Below are 25,948 nucleotides of genomic sequence, written 5' to 3' on the forward strand. Positions count from 1 at the left end.
AGTTAAACCAGCGCTCTGGCGCGGGCGCATGCCCTCGGCTAAGGTGCGCGGCTTCTCTAATCTTTCTCCCCCTTGAAGGCCTGGCATGACCGACACCCACATCGACCCGCTGCATGGCGTGACCCTGGAACAGATCCTCAAGGCGCTGGTGGAGCACTACCAATGGTCGGGGCTGGCCGAACGCATCGATATCCGCTGCTTCAAGAGTGATCCGAGCATCAAGTCGAGCCTGACCTTTCTGCGCAAGACGCCCTGGGCCCGGGAAAAGGTCGAGAAACTCTATGTGAAATTGCAACGCACCAAGCGTCCGCTTTAAGGAAGCCCATGGCTGGTTTTTCGCTGCGGGGGCTGTTCACTCGGCGTGGCCTGATTGCGCTGGCCGCGGTGCTGGGTTGGCTGGGGCTGACGATTCAGCTGTACCTGATTCTGTTGCTGCGCTGGGAGGTCGGGGCCAGCCTGCTGGGCGGCCTGGTGAACTTCTTCAGTTTTTTCACCGTGCTCAGCAATACCCTGGTGGCCAGCGTGCTGACCTGTGCCCTGAACCTGCGGATTTCCCGTGGGCAGGCCTTTATGCTGCGGCCGGCGGTCAGTGGCGCGGTGGCGGCGAGCATTGTGCTGGTGGGCCTGGCCTACAGCCTGCTGTTGCGCCATCTGTGGCAGCCTCAGGGCTGGCAATGGCTGGCGGACGAGTTACTGCACGATGTGATGCCGCTGCTGTTCCTGGTCTATTGGGGCTGCTGTGTGCCCAAGGGCCAATTGCGCCTGCTGCATGTCGGCCTATGGACGCTTTACCCGCTGCTGTACTTCGCCTACCTGCTGTTGCGGGGTGATTTGCTGGGGTTGTATCCCTATCCCTTTATTGCCGTGGACAAGCTGGGGTATCCCCGAGTGCTGCTCAATGCCCTGGGGATACTCGCAGGCTTTGTGCTGGTGTCACTGATATTGCTGGGGCTGGACCGCTGGCTGGGCCGGCGAAGAGGCCCGTAAGCCCTGCGCCGTTCATGCCGACGCCTTCGCTGGCAAGCCAGCTCCTACGGGGCGAGGTGTGTGGATTTATCGTAGGAGCCGGCTTGCCGGCGAAGAGGCCCATAAGCCTTGCGCCGCCAGGCCAGTTGCTACAACGAGGCGGGGTTATTCTTCCTCGCTGCTGTCCAGGCGCCAGTAGCCGGCGGCCTTGACGAACTCGTCGTCGAGCCGGTGCTCATCCAGCAGCACGCGACGCAACTGCCGCGACAGTTTGCTTTCAGTGGCCACCCAGGCGTACAGCTTGCCTTGCGGTACCTGCAGCTGACGCACCACGCTGATCAGGTCCGGCCCACCAGCGTCACGCTCGACCCAGACCACCTCCACCTCGGCGGCGCTGCGCAGCGTCTGGCGTTCGGCGGCGTTTTGCACTTCGATCACCGCCAGCACTCGGCGTCCGGCCGGCAGTTCTTCCAGGCGCCGGGCGATGGCCGGCAGGGCGGTTTCATCGCCGATCAGCAGGTAGCTGTCGAAGATGTCCGGCACCACCATCGAGCCCCGTGGCCCACCGATATGCAGGTACTGCCCCGGCTCGGCCTGCTCGGCCCAGGTCGAGGCAGGGCCGTCGCCGTGCAGCACGAAGTCGATATCCAGTTCGCCCAACTCCAGGTCGTAGCGGCGTGGGGTGTAGTCGCGCATGGCCGGCATCGGTCCGCTGTCCTTGCCCGGGCCCAGCACCAGGGTTTCCAGGGCGGCTTGTTGCTCGGCGTTCTGCGGGAACAGCAGCTTCACATGGTCGTCGCTGCCCAGGCTGATAAAGCCGGCCAGCTCCGGCCCGCCCAGGGTGATGCGACGCATGCGCGGGGTCAGGTCCACCACCCGCAGCACCTCCAGGCGTCGGCGCTTGATCTCGTGCATGACCCGGTGAATCGACAGTGGTTGAGTGGCAGTCATGCGGATGGCTCCTGGGAATTAGGGCGAGCCGGGCCATCGACAATGGCCTTGGCGGTGTTGTTCAGCAGGTCTCGCACGCGGAGGATTTCTTCCGCGCTCCAGCGACCGTGGTGCATTTGCAGGGCGTGGCGCAGGTTGTGCACGGCCTCGTGGATTTCTGCCGGCCGGTCATGGCCGCGCAGGGAGCGCTTGCTGACTTCGATGCGCATGCGCACCCCGTCCAGGGCGATGGCTTGCTCTTGCAGGGAAACACGGCCGGCTTCGGTCACGCTGTAGCGCTTTTTGCCGCCTTCGGCGTCGCCTTGGATCATTTCGCTTTCTTCGAGAAAGGTCAGGGTCGGGTAGATCACCCCGGGGCTCGGGCTGTAGGCGCCGTCGAACATGCCTTCGATCTGGCGGATCAGGTCGTAGCCGTGGCAGGGCTGCTCGGCGATCAGGGCCAGCAGCAAGAGTTTCAGGTCGCCCGGGGCAAACACCCGGGGGCCACGGCCACCGCGTTCACGGCCCAGGCCCTGGCGGCGTTCGAAACTGTCGTGGCCCTCGCCGTGTTCGCGTCGGGAATGAGGGTGGTGCTCTCTCATGTTCTCGCTCTCCGTTTTGGTTTAGACATAACTTAAGATATATCTTAAGAAATGCGCAAGCCGTTCTGCAGAATGCAAAGCTGCCGTTCGTCGGAGGTGGAGAACAGGCAAGCACCTGGAGGCCAGGTGCTTGCCGGGTATGGATGACGGTTGTCGCCGGGTTGTTCAGCGCTGGGCCAGGCTGCCCAGGCACTGGGTACTGCTGCCCGGTTGCAGGTAGGGCATCAGGATCGGTGCCATGCCCTTGAGCACCTGCACCGGCAGCGCCGAGGTGAATTTGAAGGCTTGTGCCGATGCCCCCGGCACATAGGCGGTGAGGGTGCCGAAATGGTGATCGCCGATGTAGAACACGAAGGTTGCGGTGCGGTTGATGGATTTCGAGCTCAGCACCCGGCCACCGGCGCCAATGGCTTCGATGCGGTTGTCGCCGGTGCCGGTCTTGCCGCCCATGGCCAGGGGCGTGCCATCGGCCAGCTTGAAGCTGCCCGCCACACGTTTCGCGGTACCGGCATCCACCACCTGGGACAGGGCCCCGCGCAGCGCCGTGGCCACTTCCGCAGGCATCACCCGCTTGCCCCTGTCCGGATCGTTGCGCAGCTGGGTTTCATAAGGCGTGCCGGCAGCGAAATGCAGGCTGTCGATACGCAGCGTCGGCAGGCGCACGCCGTCGTTGAGGATGGTGCCCACCAGTTCCGCCAGGGCCGCCGGGCGGTCGCCGGAGCTGCCGATGGCGGTGGCCAGGGACGGCACCAGGTGATCGAAGGGGTAGCCGACGCTTTGCCAGCGCTGATGGATATCGAGGAAGGCCTCGACTTCCAGCATGGTGCGGATGCGACTGTCCCGGGCGCTGCGATGGCGGCTCTTGAACAGCCAGCTGTAGACCTCCTGGCGCTCGAACTCGCTGGCCTTGACGATCTGGCTGAAGGTGGCGTCGGGGTTGTTCATCAGGTAGCCCAGCAGCCACAGGTCCAGGGGGTGGACCTTGGCGATGTAACCCTGGTCTGGCAGGTCGTAGGCGCCCGGGCCATAGCTGGCGTAGAGCTTGTCCAGGCGTTCATCGCCGAGTTTCTCGCTGGTCTTGGCTGTTTTCATATGGGCACGGACGAAACGGTTGAAGCTTTCCTGGCTGGCATCCGGCAGCAGGTAGCGGTGCACCGCGGCCAGGCGGATGGCCGTGGGGTGCATGCCGTCGAGAAAGGTTTCCAGGCGCGCCTGGGTGTCCTTGTTGCGGTATTTTTTCCAGAAACGCAGCAAGAACGAGGTGCCTTCGCGGTCGGCAAACCGCGCCAGGTATTCCTGGCGGCGTGGGTTCTCGTCGTCCTTGAGCAGCTCGGCGCTGCTGCTGTCGCCGCCGTAGGTGCTGTAGCGCACCAGGTCGCGCATCAGGCGGATAAACGGCAGGTTGATCGATTCCCGCAGTGCATCGCGCAGGGTCGGGCTGCGGCCGTTGTCCTCGTTGCGAAAGTTGTGGAAGTGATGCACCCCGCCACCGGTGAAGAAGGCTTCGCCGGGGCTCGCGGAGTAGGTGCGGTCCAGGGCTGCGTCGAGCATCTTCGGCAGGCTGCGGTCGCTGTTCTGCATTAGGTAGTCGATGGACCAGCGGCTGATTCGGTCCTGGTCATTGACCGCAACCTTCTTCAGCTCGGCCGGGGTTTGCCCGGCGTGTTTGGCGTGCAGTTCGGCAATGATCTGCAAGTAGCTGGTGAGCACCCGCAGCTTGGCGGTGGAGCCCAGTTCCAGCTTGCTGCCTTCGTTGATGTCGAAGGGCTGGTCGGTGCTGTCGGTCTGCACCCGTACCCGCGAGCCGTCGGGGGTGAGTTCGAACAATGTGAAGCTGTAGCGCACCTGGGTGGTGCTGGTGGGGGTCAGCAGGCGTTCGCCGAGCAAGCCGATCTGTGCGGCGAACGCCGGGTCGGCCAGGTGCTTGAGGTAATCGGTGGCCTGGGCCTGCAGGTCGCTCTGCAAGGTGCTGGTGGCGGACAGGTCGAGGCGATCGAGGTCGTACAGGGGGCGGTTGAGCAGGCTCGACAGGCGACTGCGGGCCACGCTGATGCCCTTGTTGGTCTCGATCGGCTGGATCGTCGGTTGCTGCTGCCAGTCACGGTAGCTCACCTGGCTGGCCAGGGCCGCGCTGCTCAGGGCAGGGTCGATAATGGCGTTCTGCGCCAGCAGGCGGATATGGCTGTCGGTCAGCTCCGCCAGCTCGGCATGGCCCTTGGTCAGGTAATGGGACGGGCGCCGCTGGGCGATCATCAGCGACAACACCTGGCGCAGGGCCAAGCCGCGGAGGGCCAGGCTGTGGGCATCGCTGGCGGTGCCGGCCAGGGCCTGGTTGACCTGATTGAAGTCGGCGCCGTACCAGACCCGCAAGCCCTCGGCCATGCCATGCACTTCGCCATGCCCGGGCACCGCCGACAGCGGCACGCTGTTGAGGTAGTCGCGCACGATGCGCTTGCGCGCCTCCAGGGTCTGCGGGCCGTCCTGGTAGGCCCGCACGCTGGCGGAAATCATCTGGCGGATCTTCTCGCCGCCGGACAGCGTCAGGCCATCGGGGGAATGACGGTATTTCTCCAGCTGGGTGGCCAGGGTGCTGCCACCGGCGGTTTGTCCGGGCAGGTGCAGGAGCTTGGCCACCTGGGACCAGGCGGCCTTGGCAAAGCGCGGCCAGTCCACTGCCGGGTTGGCCTGGGCTAGCTTGGGGTCCAGCAGTTCACGGTTCTCGATAAACAGCAGGCTGTGCACCATCAACGGGGGAATGCTGGCGAAGCTGGTGTAGAGCTGCTGCGGGTAATCGAACCGATACAGCGGCGCGGCGCGGCAATCGGTGATGGACAGGCCAGCCTGGATCTTTTCGCTGTAGGGCACGAAGAAACCGTTCTTGCTGTAGTCCAGCAAGGCGGGGGAAAAGCGCGTCTGGGCTTCGATCAGGTAACCGCGCTTGAGCAGGCGGGGCAGGAATTCTCCCAGGGCGCTGTAGCCCAGGCGCCGGTCGAAGGGCCCGGCGCCGGGGTAGAACATCGAATCGCTGGGGCCCGGTTGCACGGAGTAGCTCAGGTCGCTGGCCAGCTTGCTGAATTCCCGGGCCTGGAGCTTGGAGCTGCGCATTTCCCGGGACGCGGCCACCCCCAGGGCAATCAACCCGAGCAGCAGCAAGAGCCAGAACAGGCGCCAGAAATAACGGCGGGGCTTGCGGGGTTTCGGTGGGGGCACTGCTTCTTCGCTGTGGCGTGGCACTGCGTTCTTGCGCGAGTCGGTCTGCCACAAAGCGCCCATAGTCGATTGATCCCCTCACTGCAGATTGATCGGACTTGTCTGAAGCTTAGTCGGTGGCGGCAGGCGGTGAAAAAAATGTGAAAGCCTCCCGGCGGCGCATCCTTGCAAAGCAATACCTCTAGGCATTACCCGCCCTGTGGCGAGGGAGCTTGCTCCCGCTGGTGCGCAAAGCGCGCCCAAATCCGAGCAACGGATTTTTTCAGGCACACCCTGCCAGCAACTTCTGCGCCTGCCATGCTCCGGTACCCCGGCAGACCGAGCGGGAGCAAGCTCCCTCGCCACAAAAGGGAGCTAGAGCCAGATGGCATCCCAGAGCGGGTAGTCGCCAATACGCCGCACCAGGCCCGCGCGCAACGGGTTGGCGATGATGTAGCGGGCAATATGCTGGATATCTTCACCATCCCGAACTGCACGATCGTGGTAACCGCTTTGCCAGAAGGCGCCACGTAAACCCAGCCGTTGATTGATGCGCAGGGTGCTGCGGGATTTCATCCTTTGCATCACCTGAGGCAGTGTTCCGGCATGAAGTTGCAATAGCCAGTGCAGATGATCCGGCATCAGCACCCAGGCCAGGGAGTTTGCCAGTCCCTGCTCCTGGATCTGTTGCAGCTCGGCGACCACCAAGCGCCCCAGGCGCCAGTCTCTGAATAGGGGGCGACGTTGGTGAACCACTGTGGTGATGAGATAGGCGCGACCGGGATTGGAGTAACGGCCACGACGAAGTCGATGGGACTTGGGACGCGGTGACATTCCATTGCCTCCGGAGATAGATCGAGTAAATCAGCGACGCTAACAGCCTGCCTGGGTGATTGGGATGACGAGGTGGTTTGCGGATGTTTCCTGCTGAGGCTGTTGATAGCCGGGTGACCTGTTGTGCAGGCTGCGTTCCTTGCGCCTTGAATCCCCTGTGGCGAGGGAGCTTGCTCCCGCTGGGGCGCAAAGCGCACCCAAATCCGCGCAACGGATTTTCTCTGGCACACCTGGCCAGCCGTTTCTGCGATGGCCATGCCCCGGTACCCCGGCAGACCGAGCGGGAGCAAGCTCCCTCACCACAACGGCTGCTTCTCTTGCGCAGAACAGCGGAGTAGAGCCTTTTGCCAGGTAAATACGCCCTAGGTAGGGGCATGACGATGCACCAGGGCTGTGCAATACTCCGAGCCCTTTCGGGCTGAGGTTTCACGGCAAAATGCAGGTAATGCTTCTCCGCGAAAGCGGTTTTTGCCGAGATTTCTCTCTGAATTTAGCTGTTTATAGAGTGAAAAGCCCTGTCAGGGGCTTTTTATACTGCGCACCCCGCTGACCTGGCAGGTCTTGTCCTACAGGCGCGCCGTTCCACAAGGACGGTACGGTTGAGCAAACCAGGGCTATCCGCCCTGGTTTCGCAGGCTCGGTGGTTCATATCCAATAACAAAATGAGGTTGTATCTCTATGCCAGTTGGCAACCAACTGCCCCACGGCGAAACCGCTCAGGGCGGCCCGCTGAAACGCGAACTCGGCGAACGGCATATTCGCTTGATGGCCCTGGGCGCCTGTATCGGCGTCGGCCTGTTCCTCGGTTCGGCCAAGGCCATCGAAATGGCCGGTCCGGCCATCATGCTGTCCTACATCATTGGCGGCCTGGCGATCCTGGTGATCATGCGCGCCCTCGGCGAGATGGCAGTGCACAACCCGGTGGCCGGCTCCTTCAGCCGCTATGCGCAAGACTACCTGGGCCCCTTGGCGGGCTTTCTCACCGGCTGGAACTACTGGTTCCTGTGGCTGGTGACCTGCGTCGCGGAAATCACCGCGGTGGCGGTGTACATGGGCATCTGGTTCCCCGATGTGCCGCGCTGGATCTGGGCCCTGGCGGCCCTGGTGAGCATGGGCTCGATCAACCTGATCGCGGTCAAGGCCTTCGGTGAGTTCGAGTTCTGGTTCGCCCTGATCAAGATCGTCACCATTATCGCCATGGTGATTGGCGGCGTCGGCATCATTGCCTTCGGCTTCGGCAACGACGGCGTGGCCCTGGGCATCTCCAACCTCTGGACCCACGGCGGCTTCATGCCCAACGGCGTGACCGGGGTGCTGATGTCGCTGCAGATGGTGATGTTCGCCTACCTGGGCGTGGAGATGATCGGCCTGACCGCCGGTGAAGCGCGCAACCCGCAGAAGACCATTCCCAATGCCATCGGCTCGGTGTTCTGGCGCATCCTGCTGTTCTATGTGGGCGCGCTGTTCGTGATCCTGTCGATCTACCCCTGGAACGAGATCGGCACCCAGGGCAGTCCGTTCGTGATGACCTTCGAACGCCTGGGGATCAAGACCGCCGCCGGCATCATCAACTTCGTGGTGATCACCGCGGCGCTGTCGTCCTGCAACGGCGGCATCTTCAGCACCGGGCGCATGCTCTATAGCCTGGCGCAAAATGGCCAGGCCCCTGCCAGCTTCGCCAAGACCTCGCAGAGCGGCGTACCGCGTCGCGCCTTGCTGCTGTCGATCTTCGCCCTGCTGCTGGGGGTGCTGATGAACTACCTGGTGCCGGAAAAGGTATTTGTCTGGGTGACCTCGATCGCCACCTTCGGCGCGATCTGGACCTGGGTGATGATTCTCCTGGCCCAGCTCAAGTTCCGCAAAGGCCTGAGCCCGGCCGAGCGTGCGGGCCTCAAGTACCGCATGTGGCTGTACCCGGTCAGTTCCTACCTGGCCCTGGCGTTCCTGGTGCTGGTGGTGGGGCTGATGGCCTACTTCCCGGACACCCGCGTGGCCCTGTATATCGGCCCGGCGTTCCTGGTACTGCTGACCCTGCTGTTCTACCTGCTCAAGCTGCAACCGACCGACGTACAGCAAGGGGCCGCTCGTTCGGCGTCCTGACCTTGAGTTGATCGATGCTCCCGTCTGGAGCGCCCCAGGCTTACGCCTGGCATGAAAAATCCGCCGCCTGGCAAGGACGGCGGATTTTTTTTTGCCTGCATCAGCCGCCCAGGGTGCCACTGCTGTCAGCATCGAACAGCGCCTTGGCCTGGCGCGCCGCAGGTACCAGCACGCCGAGCAGCGCGGCCTCGCTATACAGCTGCTGGGCCGCCAGATTGCCGGGCACCGGCTCGATGGGGATCAACACATCGCTGTCGGCGCCGTGCAGCCAGAGCGCCGTGACCTGCAAGGCCGCGACGAACAACAGGCGCAGCTCGCAGCTTTGCCCCTGCAGCGCCGGAGCCTGTTCCGCGAGGTTCAGCGCGCTGATCGTCGAGGCCGCCAGGGCGCCATGATTCAGCGCCGAAAACTCGAGGTGACCGGCGACTTCGCTCAGTTGCGCATCGGCGATCGACACCCCGCCGGCAAACACCAGGTAATGCCAGTCGGCGGCCCTGGCCTGGGCCAGCCCGGCGCCATTGGCCAGGTCGTCCAGGCTCAGGGCGTAGCCACGAAACCCCTGGGACAGATTCAGGCTGCTGGCGCGGGCCCTGGCAAAGGCACGGTTGATGCCGAAACCCTGGGTTTGCAGCGCGGCTTGCAGCGCCGGGCGCAATTGCTGGACGGCACCTGCCGGTGCCTGGGGATAAGTCAGTTGCATGTCGCCTCCTAGTTTTTCCGGGTGAAGTAGGTGTGGGTCCAGTTGCCGCCGCCGTTGTAGGAACCGGGGAAGCTGTTCAGGGCGCGGGTTGAGTAGCCGTAGATCGAGTCGGCCACCAGGATGTAGCCGCCGTCGCTGCCGTAGATGGCCAGGAAGTGCGCACCGCCGCCATACCAGGCGCAACGCAGGCCGACGGGGCGGCCCATGCTCAGTTGGTTGTCGATGGCCGGCATCTGCATCCGGTCCTCGCGCATGCCGCCGTAGCTGCGGGTGGTGCGCAGGGCCGAGTCCAGGTAGCCGTAGACGTTGCACGGCCCGGGCTGGTTGCAGCAGGTGTTGCGTCCCAGCTCGGCGTTGGCCACGCCGCACTGGGTCCAGGAGCCGGTGCCGTAGTAGTTGCCGACCGAAGCGGACAGCGCCGCCCAGCACCAGTTGCTCTGGGTTTGCGGCTGGATGTTGAAGTTCAGCCGGGCGCCGGCCGGCGGCGCGGCTTCGGCAAGCTGGGCGACTTCGTCCAGTTGCGGGTTCAGCAGGGTCCCGGCCAGGCAGTGCGGCAGGGCCTGCGAATTGCCGGTGGGGGTCAGGGTGGTGGTTGACATGTTCATCCTCCATGAAGTGGAAACCAGCCGGTGGCTGGTGGGTGAGTCGACCGGTGCCGGGCGCAGTGTCAGCCTCGATGGCCTGCGCTGGCGGGGTCTGTAGGCAACCCTAGATGAGTTATGCGTTTATGCAATTGAATCTATGCGTTTATGCATTTTGGCCGATATGACTGTCCCCGCTAAGGGGGACAGTGGTGCCGTGGCTGAGTCGCGAGCGGGGTTACTGGCCGTCGAGGAACTGCTCGAGGGCCGCATTAAACAGGCCCGGGTCCTGGAGGAAGGCGAAATGGCTGACGTTCGGCAGGATCAGCAAGCCGGCCCGGGGAATGGTCGCGGCCATGTATTCGGTGTGCTCGCGCTTGATGGCTTCATCGTGGTCGCCATCGACGATCAGTACCGGGGTGTTGATCTTCGCCAGCTCGGCATCGCTCCAGTTGGGCTGGCTGGCCCACATCTGGCCGATCTGCTCGACAAAGGCCTGGTACTCCTTGGGCGTGGGCGACAGGCGCCGGTACTCCTCGCCGGCGCGCTCGATATAGGCAGCGAAGGTCGGGTTGTGCTCCACCCCCTCCTTGACCCCCGAGGTCTGGGTGTTGGCGGCATAGGCGAAAACCTTGCCCACCCGCTGCGGGTAGCGCATGGCCAGGTCGAGGCCGAGGATCGCGCCGTCGCTCCAGCCAACGAAATCGGCCCGGGGGATCTTCAATTGATCGAGCAGGGCGATCACGTCGTCGGCCATCAGGTCGTAGCCATAGGGCCGGGCATCCCGGGTGCTGCGCCCGTGGCCGCGGCTGTCGACGCTGATCACCGTATGCCGGGCGGCCAGGGCCTGGACCTGGTGCCCCCAGTAGTCGGCATTGCCCAGGCCGCCATGCAGCAGCACCACCGGTGAGCCGTGGCCGACCTTGCTGTAGTGCAGGCGAATGCCGTTGACCTCGGCATAACCGGCTTGGGCCCCGGCCACCGGGGCCGGTGTGGGCGGCAGGGTCTGCCAGCGTTCGCCGGCGAAGGCGCTGTTGAACGACATCAGTAGAGCTATCACTGCAAGCAAGCGACGAGGCATGGGCTTCTCCGTGCATGGGCCCTCGGGTCGGAGTGACTGCGGGGCAGGTGGTTACCGCAATTTAAGTCAACCAGGGACAGGCTAGACGTCAATGATCACCAGGGTGCCGTGGCTGCCGGGCAGCACACTGTGGGCCTGGCCGGCCTGCACCAGGTACATCTGGCCCGCCAGTACCTGCACCACGGCCTGGTCGATGCCCAGGCGCAGGCAGCCCTGGGTCACCAGCAGGCCTTCGTCAAAATCGTGGGTTTCTTCCGGGTAGGGCTGGCCGTCCATGCGCAGCACCTTGATCCGGGCGGGGCCAATCTGGCCCAGTTTTGCAGACTGCCAGGGCTCGGGCAGTTGGTGGGACAGTTGGTCGAATAACAGCAGGGGCATGGCGGACCTCCGAACTATCAGCAGTCGGGCATTGTGCTTTCGGTGGTCCGGTCAGCAGGGGTGGGTGTTTCTAGAATTCGTCCATCAACAGTACCCGGCACTCGCGGGCCTGGAAGGCGTTGATCTGCGGTACCAGGCGGGTGAAGTGCTCGGTCTTGCAGTGGGCGTCGAGGGCGGCGCGATCCGGCCATTGCTCGACGAAGATGAAGTGCCCCGGGTCTTTCTGATCAACGAACAGATCGTAGGCGATGCACAGCGGTTCCTGGCGGGTTTTTTCCACCAGTTCGGCGTACCAGGGGCGCACGGTGTCCAGGTGTTCGGGGCGGATAAAGTCTTCGGCAATCACTTTGAGCATGCTGCACATCCTTGGCGGTGGCCCAGGCTCCCCGGCGAGCGGAGAGCGCTGGGCGGGTGATTCAGGCGGCCTGGCTGTTGGGTTCGAAACTGTCGGCCCGGGCCAGTTGCCACATGCGCGAGTAGAACTCGCCATTGACCTCGCCAGTGAGCAGTTCACCGGGCTTGAGGAACACATGCAACTGCGAGAACAGCTTGATCTCGGTGGCCGACATGCGCCGCACCAGGTGCTTGGCTTCCAGTTGCGAGGGGTGCTGCAGGCCGGCGGCGGCGAGCATTTCCGCCAGGGCCTTGAGGGTGTTGCGGTGGAAGCTGTAGACCCGCTGGGCCTTGTCCGGCACCACCAGGGCGCGCTGGCGCAGGTTGTCCTGGGTGGCCACGCCGGTGGGGCATTTGTTGGTGTGGCAACTTTGCGACTGGATGCAGCCGATGGCGAACATGAAACCCCGGGCCGAGTTGGCCCAGTCGGCGCCGATGGCCAGCACGCTGGCGATATCGAAGGCGCTGACGATCTTGCCGCTGGCGCCGAGCTTGATCTTGTCCCGCAGGTTCAGCCCCACCAGGGTGTTGTGCACGAACAGCAGGCCCTCGCGCATCGGCGCGCCGATATGGTCGGTGAACTCCACGGGGGCCGCGCCGGTGCCGCCTTCCTTGCCGTCGACCACGATGAAATCCGGGAGGATGCCGGTTTCCAGCATGGCCTTGGCAATGCCCATGAATTCCCACGGGTGGCCCAGGCAGAACTTGAAGCCCACCGGCTTGCCGCCAGACAGCTCACGCAACTGCTGGATGAAATGCATCATCTCGATGGGGGTGGAAAACGCGCTGTGGCTCGACGGCGAGATGCAGTCCTCGCCCATGGGCACGCCGCGGGTGTCGGCGATTTCCTGGGTCACCTTGTGCTTGGGCAGGATGCCGCCGTGGCCCGGTTTGGCGCCCTGGCTCATCTTGATCTCGATCATCCGCACTTGCGGGTTTTGCGCCTGCACGGCAAAGCGCTCGGGGTCGAAGCGGCCTTCGCGGGTGCGGCAGCCGAAGTAGCCGCTGCCCAGTTCCCAGGTCAGGTCGCCGCCGTGTTCGCGGTGATAGGGGCTGATGCTGCCTTCACCGGTGTCATGGGCGAAGTTGCCGAGCTTGGCACCCTGGTTCAGGGCGCGGATGGCGTTGGCGCTGAGGGAGCCGAAACTCATGGCCGAGATATTGAACACCGAGGCCGAGTAGGGCTGGGTGCACTGCGGGCCGCCCACCGTGACCCGGAAGCTTTCAGGGTCGGTCAGGGGCGCGGGGCGCATGGAGTGGCCAATGAACTCGAAGCCCGACTGGTAGACGTCGATCAGGGTGCCGAAAGGCTTGTCGGCGCTTTCATTCTTGGCCCGGGAATACACCAAGGAACGCTGAGCCCGGGAAAAGGGCAGGGCGTCGCTGTCGGATTCCAGCAGGTACTGGCGGATCTCCGGGCGGATGCCTTCCACCAGGTAGCGGATATTGCCCAGGATCGGGTAGTTGCGGCGTACCGCGTGGGGGCTTTGCAGCAGGTCGAAGATCCCCAGCAGGCTCAGCAGGCCGGTGACCAGGGTGAATGGCCAGAGCCAGTCGTAATGCAGGAAGGGCAGGCTGGCGAGGGTGAATATCACGCAGGCGGCAAAGAAGGCGTAGCGGCTCAGGAGTGACAGGCTCATACGGTTTCCTTGGTTCGGACTCATCAGATCAATCAGGCAGATCGTGCCTGGATAGCGGCTCACAGGCAGCGACACCGAACGAATGGAGCGGCGGGCTGCAGAAGTATTTCTTATAGGAATTCACGGCTGTGTCAGAGCGTTGCAGCTGGCCATACTGGCGCGCCAGAGCCGCGCGGGCAAGCCTCGAGCCGAGGGGCGGGGAGCGCTTTGGACCATGGTCGAAGAAGCGTGTTGCGATAAATTCTCGTTTGAACGAATTAATTGTTACTGTATAACGTTGTTTTTCACCCCAGGAGTTCCCTTCCATGAAGCCCGATATTCACCCTGAATACCGCCCCGTGCTGTTCCACGACACCGCCGCCGATGTGTACTTCCTTATCGGTTCCACCGTCGATACCGACCGCACTCAGCAACACAGCGACGGCCAGACCTACCCTTACGTGGCCCTCGATGTTTCCAGTGCCTCGCACCCGGTGTACACCGGCCAGCAGCGCAAGACCCAGTCCGAAGGCCGCATCGCCGGTTTCAACAAGCGTTTTGCCTCTTTCGGTTCCGGCGCCAAGGCCGCCAACTGAAGCCGGCGGTGGCGAGGGGCGGCTGGGCCACCCTCGCCAACCGGACGGAAAAATTCAGTGACGGATGACGCGTCACTGCCGGGCATGTGATCCTTGCGCCTTCGTTTTCAGGCTTGCCGGGTTCCCATGTCGCTGTCTTCCTCCGCTGTACCTTCCATCATCCGTATCGCCGCCGCCCTGTTGATTGGCGCCGATGGCCAGACCCTGCTGGTGCGCAAGCGCGACACCCAGGCCTTTATGCAACCGGGCGGCAAGATCGAGGCTGGCGAGCAACCGCTGCAGGCCCTGACCCGTGAGCTGGAGGAAGAGCTGGGGCTGCGCATCGAGCCTTCCCAGGCGCGCTACCTGCAACAGTTCTCGGCGCCGGCGGCGAATGAGCCGGGGCATGAAGTGCAGGCCGAGGTGTTCCTGATTCATATCGATACCCCGGTCAGCCCTGCGGCAGAAATCGCCGAGGTGCGCTGGATAGATCCGAGGGGTGATGGCGATTTGTTCCTGGCGCCATTGACACGAGATCTGATCCTGCCGTTTTATCGCAGGTTGCAAGCGACCCTCGTTTGACCTGTTCTCATTGCCAAGGATTGCCATGATTCCACTCCACGACTACCTGATCTTCGCCGCCGCTTCCTTGCTGATGGTGCTGACCCCCGGGCCGAACATGATCTACCTGATTTCCCGGTCGATCTGCCAGGGGCGCAAGGCCGGAGTGACGTCGCTGTTGGGGGTGGTGGGCGGTTTCTTCGTGCATCTGTTCGCCGCGGCGCTGGGCCTTACAGCCGTATTCATGGCGGTGCCCATGGCCTACGAGCTGCTCAAGTGGGCCGGTGCCCTGTACCTGCTGTGGTTGGCCTGGCAGGCCCTCAAACCGGGTGCCCGCTCGCCCTTCGAAGCCCAGCAACTGCCCGCGGATTCGCCACGCAAGCTGGTGACCATGGGCTTTCTGACCAGTGCCCTGAACCCCAAGATCGCGGTGTTCTACCTGTCGATCTTTCCCCAGTTCATTCACCCCGAATACGGCTCGGTGTTCACCCAGAGCATCATCCTGGGCCTGACCCAGATCTGCGTGAGCTTCTCGGTGAACCTGCTGATCGCCCTATTTTCCGCGGGCATCGCGTCCTGGTTCGCCAGCAACCCGACCTGGCTGTCGGTGCAGCGCTATTTCATGGGCTTTGTGCTGGCGGGGCTGGCGGTGCGCCTGATGCTCGAACAGCGCCGCGCCAACTAATGGAGTGCAGTTGCAATGTCTGATTTACACAGCCCTGAAGAAGTTGTCGAAGCCCAGTTGCAGGCCTACAACCGCAAGGATCTCGACGCCTGGCTGGCCACCTACGCCGAAGATGCCCGGCAATACGAGCACCCGGCGACGTTGTTGGCCAAGGGGCATGACGAGATCCGCGCCCGTGCGCTGCTGCGCTTCCAGGAGCCGAACCTGCATGCACGGCTGATCCAGCGTTCGGTGATGGGGAATGTGGTGATCGATCACGAGTTGATCAGCCGCACCTTTGCCGACGGCACCGGCACCCTGGAAACCGTGGCCATTTATGAGGTGCAGGCGGGCAAGATAAAATGCGCGTCATTCATTTCCGGCCGCAAGAGCCTCGATTGAGCATGCAGATCCAGTGCCTGACACCTGACGATGTGGAGCAGTACCGGGCCTTGATGCTCGAAGCCTATGAGCGCCATCCCCAGGCGTTCACCTCCAGCGTCAAAGAGCGGGAAAAACTGCCCCTGGCCTGGTGGGCGGCACGCCTGGACGGCGAGCTTGACCTGATCCTGGGGGCTTTTTGCGCAGGGCGCTTGCTGGGGATTGTCGGCCTGGCCTTCGAGTTGCGAGAGAAGGCCAGGCACAAGGCGACCCTGTTCGGCCTCTACGTCACCGGCGCGCAGCGCAACAGCGGGCTGGGTTACCGGTTGGTCCAGGGCCTGCTGGCCGAGGCTGCCGAATATGAAGGGCTGCGGGTTATCCAACTAACAGTGACCGCAGGCAATGCAGCTGCGCTGTCCCTGTACCAGCGCTGCGGTTTCGTCCAGTTCGGCCTGGAACCTCAGGCCGTGCGAGTGGGCGATGACTATTTCGACAAGATCCACATGTGGCGGGAGTTGGTAGCAGCGGGCTGAGGCTGTGCTGGCCAGGTGCCTGGCAGATTTGTCGTAGGAGCCGGCTTTCCGGCGAAGAGGCCCTTGGGTCTTGCACCGGCCATGCCGACGCCTTCGCTGGCAAGCCAGCTCCTACACAAGCCAGCTCCTACACAAACCCGCTCAGCGCACTGCGCTGACCCCGTCCAGTGTGGAGAACGAAGTGTCCTTGGCCGTCAGCAGGAAGTCGCGCATATAGGGCGCGTCCAGCATATCGGCGCGGATCGCCGCGTAGAGGGTGGCGAACAGGCCCTTTTCCCCCAGGCGCTTGGCCTTCACATAACCCCGTGAACTGTATTCATGCAGGGCCCAGTGCGGCATGCCGCACACGCCACGGCCGCTGGCCACCAGTTGCATCATCATCACCGTCAGCTCCGAGGTACGCACCTGGGCCGGCTCGATGTCCGCAGGCTCAAGGAAGCGGGTGAAGATATCCAGGCGGTCGCGTTCCACCGGGTAGGTGATCAGGGTTTCGCTCAGCAGGTCTTCCGCAACTATGTAGGGCTTGCTCGCCAGCGGGTGCTGGTTGGCCACCGCGAGCATGGCCTCATAGGTGAACAGCGGCACATAGGTGATGCCCGCCAGTTCCAGCGGGTCGGAGGTCACCACCAGGTCCAGGTCGCCCCGGGCCAGGGCCGGCAAGGGCGCGAAGGAGAAGCCCGACGCCAGGTCCAGCTCGACTTCCGGCCAGGCATCGCGGAACTGGTCGATGGTCGGCATCAGCCACTGGAAGCAGCTGTGGCACTCGATGGCCATGTGCAGTCGGCCAGCGGTACCGCCGGCCAGGCGGGCCAGGTCGCGTTCGGCACCCCGCAGCAGCGGCAGGGTGGCATCGGCCAGTTGCAGCAGGCGCAGGCCGGCGCTGGTGAAGCGCACCGGCTTGGTCTTGCGCACGAACAACTGCATGCCCAGGCGTTCTTCCAGTTCCTTGAACTGGTGGGACAGGGCGGACTGGGTCAGGTGCAGGCGTTCGGCGGCTTCAACCAGGCTGTCGGCTTCGCGCAGGGCGTGCAGGGTCTTCAGGTGACGGATTTCGAGCACCAGGGTCTCCATGAGTAAACTTTATGATCAACATGAAAAATGTTGAGTTTGTCTCATGCCGGGCGGGCTGTCGATAAACCCGTACCGCGTTGACCCCTGTCGATGCCCGAGGAGCGCTGGTCAGCAGAATCATGACCGCTGGGCAATCTTCATCAAACTGTCACGCAACTGTGGCAGCGCGAATCATCCAAGTTCATCAGACTCGCGCTCTACTGGGGTTCTGCGTTTCGGTGTTTTCCATGCGGGCAAGATGCTTTTCCATGTTCATCCTGCTGGCCGGGCTTTTGCTCGGCCAGCTGTCTTTTGCAGCGGCGCGCTGCGATGTCAATGTACCCACGCAGCGGGTCGACCTGCCGCAGGTGAGCCTGGCCTACCAGAGCATCGGGCGCACTTCCGACCCAGCCTTGCTACTGGTCATGGGCCTGGGCGGGCAACTGATCCATTGGCCGGACGAGGTGGTGGTGGCCCTGTGTCAGCAGGGGTTTCGGGTGATCCGCTATGACAATCGCGATGTTGGCCTGTCCACCTGGCGCCAGGCCCCGGCCAGCGCCAACCTGACCTTCGAAGTGCTGCGCTACAAGCTCGGCCTGCCGGTGGCCGCGCCTTATACCTTGAGCGATATGGCCGACGACGCCCTGGGGCTGATGGATGCCCTGCATGTGGAGCAGTTCCATGTATTGGGAGCGAGCATGGGCGGGATGATCGCCCAGCACCTGGCGGCCATGGCGCCGCAGCGGGTGGAGAGCCTGACTCTGGTTATGAGCACTTCCGGCGCCGAGGGCCTGCCGGCGCCGAACGCGGCCCTGGTGCAGCAGTTGTCGCGACGCAACGCGCCCAACCGCGAGGCGGCCCTGGAGCAACAGGCCGACCTGCTGGCGGCCCTGGGCAGCCAGCAGGTGCGCGACGATCGTCAGGTGCTGTTGCACCAGGCAGCACTGGCCTATGACCGAGCGTTCAATCCGGAAGGGGTCAAGCGCCAGATCATGGCGATCCTCGCCGAACCGAGTCGGGTCAACCTGCTCAAGCAACTGCGGGTGCCGGCGCTGGTGGTGCATGGCACCGCCGATCCGCTGTTGCCGGTGATGCACGGGGTGCACCTGGCGGCGCAGATCCGTGGCAGCCAGCTGAAGCTGATCCCGGGGCTGGCCCATCGCTTCCAGGAGGCCTTCAAGGCGCCGTTGCTGGCGGCCGTGTTGCCCTACCTGCAAAGCCATCGCGAGGACAGCTCCCATTGGGCGCAGATCGACCCCGTGGACAGCAGCAATGTGCTTTAGATGAGCGCTGGCGTGAGCTTTTTCGCTGGCAAGCCAGCTCCTACAGGCTGGTTGTTTCTTGCGGCTTAGGCCTGTCCACGTCAGCGGACAATCTTGTCGACCTGGATGCCGAGCTTTTTCAGGCGATACCAGAAGCTGCGTTCGGAGATGCCGATCAGTTGCGCCGCGGCGGCCTGCACGCCATTGCTTTGCTGCAGCGCGGCGAGGATATAGGCCCGTTCCACTTCGGCCAGGGCCGCATCGAGGTCGCTGGGCACCTGGGTGCCGAGGCTCAAGGCGGTGCTGTCCTCGGCGGTTTCGGGCCTTGAGTCGAACAGGTAGCCCGGCAGGTCGCTTTCTTCGATGACTGGTGCGCCAGCGACGATGGTGGCGCGCTCCACGCAGTTCTGCAGTTCGCGGATATTCCCCGGCCAGTTGTAGTTGGCCATGGCGTGCAGGGCCTGCGGGCTGAACCCGCTGATGCGCTTGCCGGCGGCGGCGCCCAGGCTGTGGGCGAAGTGCCGGGCCAGCGGGGCGATGTCTTCGACCCGTTCGCGCAGCGCCGGCAGGGGAATCGGAAACACATTCAGGCGGTAGTACAGGTCCTCGCGAAATTCCTTGTTGGCCACCGCCTCCAACAGGTTCTTGTTGGTGGCGGCGATGACCCGCACATCGACCTTGCGTTCCCGCGGGTCGCCCACCGGCTCGATCACCCGCTCTTGCAGGGCGCGGAGGATTTTCGCCTGCAGGGCCAGGGGCATGTCGCCCACCTCATCGAGGAACAGGGTGCCCTTGTCGGCCTGCTGGAAGCGCCCGATGCGGTCGGCCACGGCGCCGGTGAAGGCGCCCTTGCGATGGCCGAACATCTCGCTTTCCAGCAGGCCTTCGGGGATGGCCGCGCAATTGACCGCGACAAACGGCTTGCCGGCGCGATTGCCGTGCTTGTGGATGGCCCGGGCGACCATCTCCTTGCCGGTGCCGCTTTCCCCGGTGAGCAGAATGGTGGCGCTGCTTTCGCGCACCGAGTCCACCGCCTGCAACACCCGGCGAAAGGCCGGGCTGTCACCCACCAGGCTGTCGAACTGATGCTGTTCGTCGAGCTCGGCGCGCATGCGCAGGTTGTCCTTGAGGATGTCGCGAAACTGCAGGGCCTTGCTGACGGTGATGTCCAGCTCGTCGATATCGAAGGGCTTGGCAATGTAGTCGTAGGCACCGTTGCGCATCGACTGCACGGCATTTTTCACCGTGCTGTAGGCGGTCATCACGATCACCGGCAACTGTGGGTAGCGCTGCTTGATTTCCCCCAGCAGCGCCGGCCCGTCCATGCCCGGCATGCGCCAGTCGCTGATCACCAGGTCGATGTCTTCCTGTTCCAGCACCTTGAGGGCATGCAGGCCATTGCTCGCGGTGAACACTTGCACGCCGTTCTGGCTCAGGGCCGAGGACAGCAGGTCGCAGAGTTTGGGTTCGTCGTCGACCACCAGCAGGTTATGCGTCATCAGTGTCCTCATTGTCTTCGTCGTCCGCGTCACCATTGGCCGGAATGTACAGGCTGAAGGTGGCGCCGGCATCTTTTTCGCTGACGCATTCGACATGGCCGTCATGGCTTTCCATGATCGAGAAGACCTTGGCCAGGCCCAGGCCGGTGCCCGAGGCCTTGGTGGTGACGAAGGGGGTGAAGATGCGCTCCAGCATGTCCGGCTCGATGCCCTGGCCGGTGTCGGCGACGCTGATGATGGTTTCGTTGTCTTGCTGGGCGATACCCAGGGTCAGGCGGCCACCCTCGGGCATGGCGTCGATGGCATTGAGGATCAGGTTCAGGCAGGCCTGCTTGAGCTGCCGGGCATCGGCGTGGAGGGTGGCGCCGGGGGCCCGGTCGTCGATCCGCGCATCGATATTGTGGGTCGCCAGCTCCGGGGTGCAGAAGCCCAGCAGTTCTTCCACCAGGGGGCGGGCCGGCTGGGTGGCGCGGATCGGCGCGCTGGGCTTGGCGAAGTCGAGGAATTCGGTGATCAGGTCGTTGATCCGGCTGACCTCGCTGATCACGTATTCCAGGTGACGCTTGTCGTTCTCCGGCAGGTTGTCGCGGCGGTGCAGCAGTTGGGTGGCGGTCTTGATGATGCCCAGCGGGTTGCGGATCTCGTGGGCCAGGCCCATGGCCACTTCCCCCAGGGCGTGCAGGCGGTCGCGGCGGCGCAGCTGGGCTTCCAGGTGCTGCAGCTCGCCCAGGCGTTCGGTCATGTGGTTGAAGGTGCTGCTGAGCTCTGCCAGTTCGTCGCCGCCAATCACCGGCACCCGTTGCCGGTAGTCGCCGGCGATCACCGCCTGCACGCCCTTGGACAAGCCGCGCAAGGGCCGGGTCAGGCGTTGCGACATCAGCCAGCCGACACACAGCGAGGCGGCCGAGCTGAGCAGGAAGATCAGGATGAACAGGTTGCTCTGGTTGACCAGGCCCACCAGGCTGCTGTGGCGCAGCAGGCCGCTGAAGATCACCCCCACCAGCTCGCCGCTGTCGTTGAAGATCGGCCGGTACAGGCCGCTGTAGCGGTTGGTGAACTGTTCGGTGGGCTGGCGCGTGGCGCGCAGGATGTCCTCGATCTTGTGGGGCACCTTGGGCGGGTGGTCCTCGAAGCGCTGGGTGGCGAAGATTTCCGAGAAGTCGTCGGCCTTGGCCAGGTACAGGCGCAGGTCCAGGGAGTGCACGTCAGCCACGCTGGTGAGGAAGCTGGCGTCCAGGTAGGTGGCGATCAGCAGCTGGTAGTCGACCCCGTCGAGGTTGGTCTGGAAGGTCGAGACCACCGACCCGGTGGCCACGCCGCCGACCTGGAGGGTCTGCAGCACGGCATTGGAGGCGGTGCTGATCTGTCCCACCACATCGTCGGCGGCGGTGCTGAACATCACCTTGTGGTCGCTCTTGCGAATCAGCGCCACCACATCGATGCCCATGGAATCGGCGATGTCGGCGGTGAGCTTGTCGTGCTTGGCCGCGTTGCGCGAAGTCGGCGGCCGGGTATAGCGCAGGAACAGCTGGGCGACCCGCGCGTTGTCGTGGAGGATCTCAGTGATCTCGTCCTCGACGATCTTGGTCGACTCCTGCAGCCAGATGCGCACGTTGCTGTCGAAGATTTCCGACAGGGTAGTGGCCGCCAGCTCCGCCGCGATCATGGTGGGAATCACACTGACCAGCCAGAACGCCAACACCAGCTTGCGCTGCAGGCTCCAGCGGGAGATGGCAAAGGGGCGAGGCGGGCGACGTTCTTTTCTGGTCATGTACTTTCGCTTATTGCAGCGGCCATGGCGGGGTCGGAGGCATCCGGGCGGACAAAGCGTTTTATCACCTTGAGCAGGGTATTGAGCAAGGGGTTGCGATGTCGGAAAAACAACATGTTAGCGGTGAAGCGACAGCCCAGGCGCAATTTACTGGCATAGCCGGCCTGGCCGCATTCATACAGTGGGATGCGCTGCTGGATGCAGTAGTCGACATTGGCCAGCCAACTGCGGAAATACAGGTTGTGCTCACGGGTGACATTCAGGTCGTGGGCGAAGAACTTGTCGATCAGCCGATGCTGGTCCACCAGCACCAGGTTGAAGGCCACCAGTTGCTCGCCGACCCAATACAGAACACAGGCGGAACGCTCTCCCAGCTGTTCGAGGATGCCGGTGAAGTAGTCCGCCGGCAGGCGTTCGAACTGCAGGTCGCTGCGGTTCAGGGTGGCTTCGTACAGACGCATGATGTCGGGCAGCACATCGTCGATCTGTTGTCGCCATTCGATGCGTGGCGCTGGCGCCCGGAGCTTGCGCCGCAGGTCCTTGCGGGTGGATTTGCCCAGGGTGCCGAGGTAGGCGTCGATCGAGGCGAAGGGCACTGGCAGCAACGCGGTGGGCAGGCTGGGCATGGCTTGCAGGCCGGCCGCCAGGCAGCTGGCAGCCCATTGCCGGTCGTGGCTGGGGGCGTCCTTGACCGCCATCAGGCCGATGCCGAAGCTGTCGGCGTCTTGCCGGGCCAGTTTCAGCAGTTCGTCGAGCAAGGCCTGGCGCCGCTCCTCGGGCACATGGCTGGCGGTGCCGGCATTGCACTGTTCGGCCACCGGCGAACCGACGGCGTACAGGCGCAATTGCAGGACCCCGGGCCAATGCCGCTCCAGGCGTTCGGTAAAGCGCTTGGCCAGGCCGGAGACCGTGGTGTCGAGCCGATACTGGGTGGTGAAGGCCGGCGCCACCGCCACCAGGGTCGAGCCTTCGTAGACCGCCAGGTAGCGCCACTGGAAATCGGCGATGGCGGCTTTTTCCACGGCCAGGTAGTAGTCCCAATCCTCCAGGGCCTCTGGAAAACAGTCATTCCAGGCACTGCGTTCGATGGCCTGGATGGTTGAAAAGGCTTGGGCGGTAATCACGTCTCTTCCTTAAGTCATGCCAGCTGTCGGTAGTCTTCGCGCACCGCCGGTGCCACCACTCGCTGCTGGATGAAATCTGCGCTCAGTTCGATCACCCGCTGGTACTGCAGGTCCACGGTGATCATGTGATAGCAGTTGTCGAGGAGGATCTTGGTCACCGGGCCGCCGAGCTTGCGCTCCACGTAATCGGCGTTCCAGGGGCTGGTGATGTCGTCTTCGCTGGCGTGCAGCACCAGGGCCGGGGTCATGATCGACGGCATGCGTTTTTTCACCACGGCGTTCATCCGATGCAGCTCGCGCACCGTCACGCCCTCCATGGTCAACAGGCCCGCATCGCTGCTCTGGCCGGCCTTCATCTGCTTCTCGACGATGGCCCGCAGGCGTTCGTTCTTGATGCCATAGGGCGGCTTCTCCTCGAAACGGCAGATATGCACGCCAAAGGGAATCTTCATCAGCAGAGGGGTGAGGAACGCCAGCTTGTTGATGCTCCAGCCGTCGTACTTAAGGGTGGTGGAGTACATCAGCAGGCCGCTGATCCGTCCCGGGTGCTCGGAGGCCAGGTACATCGACATCACCGCGCCCATGGACAAGCCGCCGACGAACACTTGCTCGTGGCGCTGTTGCACGCCGACGAAGGTCTTGCGCACGCCCTCGTACCAGTCCTGCCAGCCGGTGGCCTGCAGGTCGCTGTTGTCCCCGCAGTGCCCAGGCAGGGTCGGCACGTACACGGTGCACGTACCGTCCTTGACCAGGCCCTGGGCCACCCGACGGAGTTCCGTCGGGGTGCCGGTCAGGCCGTGGATCAACAAGACCCCGACCGGACCCGTGCCGAGAACGAAGCCTGAGCCGCCTTCGCCCAGATCGATCTCAGCCATGCTCATCGCTTCATGGCCCGATCCAGCAGGCGGTCGAGCAGGGCGATGCCCAGGTCGATTTCCGCGTAGCTGATTTCCAGCGACGGTGCCAGGGTGATGACGTTCTTGTAGTAGCCGCCCACGTCGAGGATCAGCCCCAGGCGCTGGCCGTTGATCTCGATGTCACCCTTCATGCCTTCCTCGACCATGTAGTCCAGGGTCGCCTTGTCCGGAGTGAAGCCGTCGGTGGTGCAGATTTCGCAGCGCAGGGCCAGGCCCAGGCCATCGACGTCGCCGATGATCGGGTAGCGCTTCTGCAGGTCTTGCAAGCCGGCCAGGAAGTACTTGCCCTTTTCCATGACCATCGCGCCGTAGTCGATCTCGCTGGTCATCTTGAACATTTCCAGGCCCACGGCGGTGCCCAGCGGGTTGGAGGCGAAGGTGGAGTGGGTCGAACCTGGCGGGAACACGCCCGGGTTGATCAGCTCTTCACGGGCCCAGATGCCGCCCAGAGGGTTGAGGCCGTTGGTCAGTGCCTTGCCGAACACGATCACGTCGGGTTTGACGTCGAAGTGCTCGATCGACCACAGCTTGCCGGTGCGGTAGAAGCCCATCTGGATTTCGTCCACCACCATCAGGATGCCGTGCTGGTCGAGCACATGCTTGAGCTCGCTGTAGAAGTTCATCGGCGGGATCACGTAGCCGCCGGTGCCCTGGATCGGCTCGACGTAGAAGGCGGCGTATTCGCTCTGGCCGACTTTCGGGTCCCAGACACCGTTGTATTCGGTTTCGAACAGGCGGGCGAACTGCTGCACGCAGTGGCTGCCGTATTCTTCCTTGGTCATGCCTTTAGGGCCACGGAAGTGGTAAGGGAACGGGATGAACTGCGCGCGCTCGCCGAAGTGGCCATAGCGGCGACGGTAGCGGTAGCTGGAGGTGATCGACGAGGCGCCCAGGGTACGGCCGTGGTAGCCGCCCTCGAAGGCGAACATCAGGCTCTTGCCGTTGGTAGCGTTACGCACCACTTTCAGCGAGTCCTCCACCGACTGCGAGCCGCCGACGTTGAAGTGCACGCGACCGTCGAGGCCGAACTTCTTCTTGGCGTCGACCGCGATCATTTCCGAGAGCTCGATCTTGCCCTTGTGCAGGTACTGGCTGGCGATTTGCGGCAGGGTGTCGATCTGTTGCTTGAGGGCGTTGTTCAGGCGCGGGTTGGCGTAGCCGAAGTTCACCGCCGAGTACCACATCTGCAGGTCGAGGTAGGCCTGGTCGCTGGTGTCCCAGACGTAGGAACCTTCGCAGCGGCTGAAAATGCGCGGCGGTTCGATGTAGTGAACGGTATCGCCGTAGGAGCAGTACTTGGCTTCTTTTTCCAGAAGGATCTGGTCTTCGGCGGTAGCGATGCGGATATCAGACATGGTGGAAGAGTTCCTGGGTTTCAAGGGAGAAATTGGTGGCGTTGGCGGCGTTGTTCGGCAGTTTTGCCAACAGCGCCGGCAGTTCGGCGAAGGAGTCGAACCGCGCATGGGGAATCTTGTTGCGCTCGCAGTAGTCGGCCAGGCGATCCTTGGCGAAGACGAAGTCGGCGGTGGAGGCCACGCACATGTCCGACTGGCCGTCACCGATCACCAGCACGCGCTTGCCGCGCGGGGTGGACTTGCACTTGCAGTTGCCGGAAGCGGCGCGGCAGGCATCGCTGGCGTAGGGAAAGTCGATGCGCCAGCTGTTGTGGTCGACCTGGCGCAGGCGGTTGGCGAGGATCGGCAGCAGGGTCACGTAGTTGCGTGCCAGGATGCGCGCGATGCCCTGCTCGATGCCGTCGCTGACCACTTCGATGGAGGCGCCGAGGCCAATCACGTGGTCGACGAAATCGGGGAAGTCGGGGTCGATTTCGACGCTGTCGAAGTAACCCAGCAGTTCGGCGGGCGAGGCCTTGACCAGGGCCAGTTGGCGACTGAGGCATTCCCGCGAGCCGATATGACCGTCCAGCCATTCCTGCTCGATGCTTTCCCAGCTCGGATCGGCGAAACGTTGGAGGACGTTATCGATCACGTCGGCGCGGGAGATGGTCCCGTCGAAGTCACATACGATATGCCAGTGCATCATCTGCTGTTACCTGTTGAATAAGAACGCTGTCTGCGCTTGCGGCAGGGGTAGAGCAGGGATTGTGCCAAGTGGCGCAAACCCCACAGGGCCGGGGCTTTGGCGAGAGGGGCAGGTGATTTGTAGCTTTCTGGCTACAATTTTTGTAGGTCGCTACAAACAACATCAGTGCTTGCACCAGAGGGCCCCTCTAGGGAT

At 63.6% G+C, this 25,948-nt stretch carries 26 protein-coding genes; 9 read left to right on the top strand and 17 right to left on the bottom strand.

Features of this window, described 5'->3' with window-relative positions:
* Nucleotides 1-85: 85 nt before the first annotated feature.
* Nucleotides 86-316 carry a VF530 family DNA-binding protein gene (locus tag J4P02_RS23790; RefSeq protein ID WP_426194844.1) on the top strand — a complete coding sequence of 77 codons (231 nt, stop codon included), beginning with the start codon at nt 86-88 and terminating at the stop codon, nt 314-316.
* Between the two features lie 8 nt (nt 317-324).
* Nucleotides 325-987: a Pr6Pr family membrane protein gene (locus J4P02_RS23795; RefSeq protein WP_426194846.1), complete on the top strand. Its 663-nt coding sequence runs from the start codon at nt 325-327 to the stop codon at nt 985-987.
* A gap of 144 nt (nt 988-1,131) precedes the next feature.
* Here the strand turns inward: J4P02_RS23795 and J4P02_RS23800 are convergent, their stop codons facing one another.
* The 4 genes from J4P02_RS23800 to J4P02_RS23815 form a co-directional block, all read right to left on the bottom strand.
* The gene (locus tag J4P02_RS23800; RefSeq protein WP_426194848.1) at nt 1,132-1,917 is read right to left on the bottom strand and encodes a siderophore-interacting protein; all 786 of its coding nucleotides are present in this window, start codon (nt 1,915-1,917) and stop codon (nt 1,132-1,134) included.
* Complete coding sequence (locus J4P02_RS23805; protein WP_426194850.1) at nt 1,914-2,498, bottom strand: PadR family transcriptional regulator; 585 nt, start codon at nt 2,496-2,498, stop codon at nt 1,914-1,916. The genes J4P02_RS23800 and J4P02_RS23805 overlap by 4 nt, the downstream gene beginning before the upstream one ends.
* 165 nt (nt 2,499-2,663) lie before the next feature.
* Nucleotides 2,664-5,771, bottom strand: a complete 3,108-nt coding sequence (locus tag J4P02_RS23810; RefSeq protein WP_426194852.1) for a transglycosylase domain-containing protein — start codon at nt 5,769-5,771, stop codon at nt 2,664-2,666.
* Between the two features lie 291 nt (nt 5,772-6,062).
* Complete coding sequence (locus tag J4P02_RS23815) at nt 6,063-6,521, bottom strand: REP-associated tyrosine transposase (RefSeq protein ID WP_426194854.1); 459 nt, start codon at nt 6,519-6,521, stop codon at nt 6,063-6,065.
* Nucleotides 6,522-7,199: 678 nt separating this feature from the next.
* On the opposite strand from J4P02_RS23815, the gene J4P02_RS23820 reads away from it, so the two are divergent.
* A complete protein-coding gene (locus J4P02_RS23820) occupies nt 7,200-8,621 on the top strand; it encodes an amino acid permease (protein ID WP_426194856.1) in 1,422 nt (473 codons plus the stop codon).
* Nucleotides 8,622-8,721: 100 nt separating this feature from the next.
* Here J4P02_RS23820 and J4P02_RS23825 read toward each other — a convergent pair whose 3' ends face one another.
* The 6 genes from J4P02_RS23825 to J4P02_RS23850 form a co-directional block, all read right to left on the bottom strand.
* Nucleotides 8,722-9,321, bottom strand: coding sequence for a hypothetical protein (locus J4P02_RS23825; RefSeq protein WP_426194858.1), 600 nt, complete (start codon nt 9,319-9,321; stop codon nt 8,722-8,724).
* Nucleotides 9,322-9,329: 8 nt separating this feature from the next.
* Nucleotides 9,330-9,920 (bottom strand): papain-like cysteine protease family protein, encoded by a 591-nt coding sequence (locus tag J4P02_RS23830; RefSeq protein ID WP_426194860.1) that lies wholly within the window; start codon nt 9,918-9,920, stop codon nt 9,330-9,332.
* A gap of 220 nt (nt 9,921-10,140) precedes the next feature.
* Complete coding sequence (locus J4P02_RS23835; protein WP_426194862.1) at nt 10,141-10,983, bottom strand: alpha/beta fold hydrolase; 843 nt, start codon at nt 10,981-10,983, stop codon at nt 10,141-10,143.
* 81 nt (nt 10,984-11,064) lie between these two features.
* On the bottom strand, nt 11,065-11,361 hold the full coding sequence (locus J4P02_RS23840) for a cupin domain-containing protein (protein WP_426194864.1): 297 nt from the start codon (nt 11,359-11,361) through the stop codon (nt 11,065-11,067).
* A gap of 70 nt (nt 11,362-11,431) precedes the next feature.
* Nucleotides 11,432-11,716, bottom strand: coding sequence for a putative quinol monooxygenase (locus tag J4P02_RS23845; protein WP_426194866.1), 285 nt, complete (start codon nt 11,714-11,716; stop codon nt 11,432-11,434).
* Between the two features lie 61 nt (nt 11,717-11,777).
* The gene (locus tag J4P02_RS23850) at nt 11,778-13,394 is read right to left on the bottom strand and encodes an FMN-binding glutamate synthase family protein (protein WP_426194868.1); all 1,617 of its coding nucleotides are present in this window, start codon (nt 13,392-13,394) and stop codon (nt 11,778-11,780) included.
* A gap of 305 nt (nt 13,395-13,699) precedes the next feature.
* On the opposite strand from J4P02_RS23850, the gene J4P02_RS23855 reads away from it, so the two are divergent.
* The 5 genes from J4P02_RS23855 to J4P02_RS23875 all read left to right on the top strand — a co-directional run bounded on the left by J4P02_RS23855 (nt 13,700) and on the right by J4P02_RS23875 (nt 16,087).
* Complete coding sequence (locus J4P02_RS23855; protein ID WP_426194870.1) at nt 13,700-13,969, top strand: type B 50S ribosomal protein L31; 270 nt, start codon at nt 13,700-13,702, stop codon at nt 13,967-13,969.
* 126 nt (nt 13,970-14,095) lie between these two features.
* On the top strand, nt 14,096-14,530 hold the full coding sequence (locus J4P02_RS23860; RefSeq protein ID WP_426194872.1) for an NUDIX hydrolase: 435 nt from the start codon (nt 14,096-14,098) through the stop codon (nt 14,528-14,530).
* A gap of 25 nt (nt 14,531-14,555) precedes the next feature.
* On the top strand, nt 14,556-15,194 hold the full coding sequence (locus J4P02_RS23865; protein ID WP_426194874.1) for a LysE family translocator: 639 nt from the start codon (nt 14,556-14,558) through the stop codon (nt 15,192-15,194).
* Between the two features lie 15 nt (nt 15,195-15,209).
* A complete protein-coding gene (locus J4P02_RS23870) occupies nt 15,210-15,575 on the top strand; it encodes a nuclear transport factor 2 family protein (protein ID WP_426194876.1) in 366 nt (121 codons plus the stop codon).
* A 2-nt stretch (nt 15,576-15,577) separates the two neighbouring features.
* Nucleotides 15,578-16,087, top strand: a complete 510-nt coding sequence (locus J4P02_RS23875; protein ID WP_426194942.1) for a GNAT family N-acetyltransferase — start codon at nt 15,578-15,580, stop codon at nt 16,085-16,087.
* Between the two features lie 141 nt (nt 16,088-16,228).
* Here J4P02_RS23875 and metR read toward each other — a convergent pair whose 3' ends face one another.
* Nucleotides 16,229-17,146, bottom strand: coding sequence for a transcriptional regulator MetR (gene metR, locus J4P02_RS23880; RefSeq protein WP_426194878.1), 918 nt, complete (start codon nt 17,144-17,146; stop codon nt 16,229-16,231).
* Nucleotides 17,147-17,385: 239 nt separating this feature from the next.
* Here metR and J4P02_RS23885 point away from each other — a divergent pair, with 239 nt between their 5' ends.
* Nucleotides 17,386-18,420 (top strand): alpha/beta fold hydrolase, encoded by a 1,035-nt coding sequence (locus J4P02_RS23885; protein WP_426194880.1) that lies wholly within the window; start codon nt 17,386-17,388, stop codon nt 18,418-18,420.
* Nucleotides 18,421-18,500: 80 nt separating this feature from the next.
* Here the strand turns inward: J4P02_RS23885 and J4P02_RS23890 are convergent, their stop codons facing one another.
* The 6 genes from J4P02_RS23890 to J4P02_RS23915 are packed head-to-tail and all read right to left on the bottom strand — an operon-like array spanning nt 18,501 to nt 25,753.
* Nucleotides 18,501-19,898, bottom strand: a complete 1,398-nt coding sequence (locus J4P02_RS23890; protein WP_426194882.1) for a sigma-54-dependent transcriptional regulator — start codon at nt 19,896-19,898, stop codon at nt 18,501-18,503.
* On the bottom strand, nt 19,888-21,669 hold the full coding sequence (locus J4P02_RS23895; protein WP_426194884.1) for an ATP-binding protein: 1,782 nt from the start codon (nt 21,667-21,669) through the stop codon (nt 19,888-19,890). Before J4P02_RS23895 ends, J4P02_RS23890 begins: the two co-directional genes overlap by 11 nt.
* Nucleotides 21,666-22,793, bottom strand: coding sequence for a GNAT family N-acetyltransferase (locus J4P02_RS23900; RefSeq protein ID WP_426194886.1), 1,128 nt, complete (start codon nt 22,791-22,793; stop codon nt 21,666-21,668). The genes J4P02_RS23895 and J4P02_RS23900 overlap by 4 nt, the downstream gene beginning before the upstream one ends.
* Nucleotides 22,794-22,807: 14 nt before the next feature.
* Nucleotides 22,808-23,674: an alpha/beta hydrolase gene (locus J4P02_RS23905; RefSeq protein WP_426194890.1), complete on the bottom strand. Its 867-nt coding sequence runs from the start codon at nt 23,672-23,674 to the stop codon at nt 22,808-22,810.
* Nucleotides 23,671-25,065 (bottom strand): aspartate aminotransferase family protein, encoded by a 1,395-nt coding sequence (locus J4P02_RS23910; protein ID WP_011063138.1) that lies wholly within the window; start codon nt 25,063-25,065, stop codon nt 23,671-23,673. Before J4P02_RS23910 ends, J4P02_RS23905 begins: the two co-directional genes overlap by 4 nt.
* A complete protein-coding gene (locus J4P02_RS23915) occupies nt 25,058-25,753 on the bottom strand; it encodes an HAD-IB family phosphatase (RefSeq protein ID WP_426194892.1) in 696 nt (231 codons plus the stop codon). Before J4P02_RS23915 ends, J4P02_RS23910 begins: the two co-directional genes overlap by 8 nt.
* Nucleotides 25,754-25,948 lie beyond the last annotated feature (195 nt).

Origin of the sequence: Pseudomonas sp. NFXW11, from assembly GCF_049887815.1 — a bacterium.
GTDB lineage: Bacteria > Pseudomonadota > Gammaproteobacteria > Pseudomonadales > Pseudomonadaceae > Aquipseudomonas.